The organism is Ensifer sp. YR511 (assembly GCF_900103045.1).
Lineage (GTDB): Bacteria > Pseudomonadota > Alphaproteobacteria > Rhizobiales > Rhizobiaceae > Ensifer > Ensifer adhaerens.
In genome coordinates, this window is sequence record NZ_FNGR01000085.1 from 1 (window position 1) to 1,834 (window position 1,834).

Annotated in this window: 1 protein-coding gene and 1 pseudogene; both read left to right on the forward strand. The window is 61.8% G+C overall.

The features are described from left to right. Positions 1-91: 91 nt before the first annotated feature. Positions 92-886, forward strand: a pseudogene (gene istA / locus BLU15_RS38755) (IS21 family transposase); the annotation flags it as partial. After that, positions 886-1,686: an IS21-like element ISSme2 family helper ATPase IstB gene (gene istB / locus BLU15_RS38760; RefSeq protein ID WP_090302594.1), complete on the forward strand. Its 801-nt coding sequence runs from the start codon at positions 886-888 to the stop codon at positions 1,684-1,686. The pseudogene istA and the gene istB, both read left to right, overlap by 1 nt. Positions 1,687-1,834 lie beyond the last annotated feature (148 nt).

Below are 1,834 nucleotides of genomic sequence, written 5' to 3' on the forward strand. Positions count from 1 at the left end.
CGTCGGGAGCAATTTAGATGAGGCAATAACCCATTCTCAGGGAGCAGTTCAGGCGAGGCAATGCGCCGTCTCATCCTGATCGCCGCGCTATACGCTGGGTTATTCGCGGCGGATGCATGCTCGCGTGTCACTTCGGGAGCGCCAGTCAGACTGGTTTGAAGGCATGGAAGGCGCTTTCCTGCGGTTCGGCGGGGTTCCAGCGGAAGTGCTGATCGATAATGCGAAAGCCCTGGTCGAGCATCATGATGCGGTGACGCGGGAGGTGAGATTCAACGCGCGACTGCATGCTTTTGCCCGTTATTGGGGCTTCACGCCGCGGGCCTGCGCCCCGTATCGGGCGAGAACGAAAGGCAAGGACGAGCGCGGGGTCGGCTATGTCAAAAAGAACGCGATCGCCGGGCGACGCTTCGAGAGCTGGGCCGAGTTCGAAGCGCACCTGGATCGCTGGACACGCGAAGTTGCCGACCAGCGTGAACACGGCACCACCGGTGTCAAACCGGCGGAGCGTTTTGCTGACGAAGCCAAGGCGCTACGCCCGCTGGCCGGACGGGCACCCTTCGGACAATTGCGGGATCTGGTTCGCAAGGTTCAAGCCGATTGCGCGATCGACCTCGATACCAACAGCTACTCGGTCCCTTGGCGCCTGATCGGCGAAAGCGTTCAGGTCGTGGTGCTGGCCGGCCGCGTGGTTATCCGCCATGCTGGCCAGGTCGTCGCTGACCATTCCCAGTGCCGGGGGCGACGACAACGGATTGTGGACCGTGCGCATTTTGTTGGTGTGGCCGGCTTCGAGGGGCCGGTACGCAAGGAGGCCATCGAGATCGCGCCCGCTGCCTTGCTGCGGCCGCTTGCGGAGTATGAAGCGGTGGTCGGGGGAGGCTGGTGATGACGAACGTGGATCATGACGTGTTGATCGCTACGCTCGACCGGCTGAAGCTGACGGCGATCCGCGACCAGCTCGATACATTGCTGGACGAGGCAGCGCGTTCGAAGATGACATTGCGTGAGGCTCTCGCCTTCCTGGTGTCGCGCGAGATCGCCCGGCGCGACGAGCGGCGGATATCAATGTCGAGCAAGCTGGCGCAGTTCCCGTTCGTGCGTGAACTGGACGGCTTCGACTTCGAGGCGCAGCCCTCTCTGGATCAGGGGCAGATCAGGGAGCTTGCGACCTGCCGCTGGATCGCTCACGGTGACACCGTGCTCTTCCTTGGACCGCCAGGTACGGGCAAGACGCACCTGGCCGTGAGCCTCGGCCGCGAGGCCATCCGCCAGAATTACAATGTCCAGTTCGTCACGGCGGCCACGTTGGTGGCGATGCTGGCGAAGGCCCACAGCGACGGTTCGCTCGATAAGCAGTTGACGATCCTGTCGCGGCCGAAATTGCTGATCATCGACGAACTGGGCTACTTGCCTTTCGAGGCCAATGCCGCCCACCTGTTCTTCCAACTGGTGTCCCGGCGCTACGAGAAGGGCTCGATCCTGATCACGTCAAATCGTTCCGTCGGCGAATGGGGAAGTGTTTTTGGCGACCCCGTCGTCGCCACGGCAATATTGGACCGCCTGCTTCACCACTCGACGGTGATCACCATCCGGGGCGACAGCTACCGGCTTCGCGAAAAGCGCCGCTCCGGCCTTCTGCAGAAGGCCGCAACGGCGCTCGAAACCAACGAAACCGTAAACCAATGAGGGGGTCAGTTCTTCAATTCGGCAAGGGGGTCAATTCTTCGATTCGCTTGACAGAGGGACGAAGGCTGAGCGTCTCCTATACGGTCGCGCTAGCCGATGCGTTGAACACTTCTCCTGTCTTAAGCATGCTGTGCATGATGACCGCGAG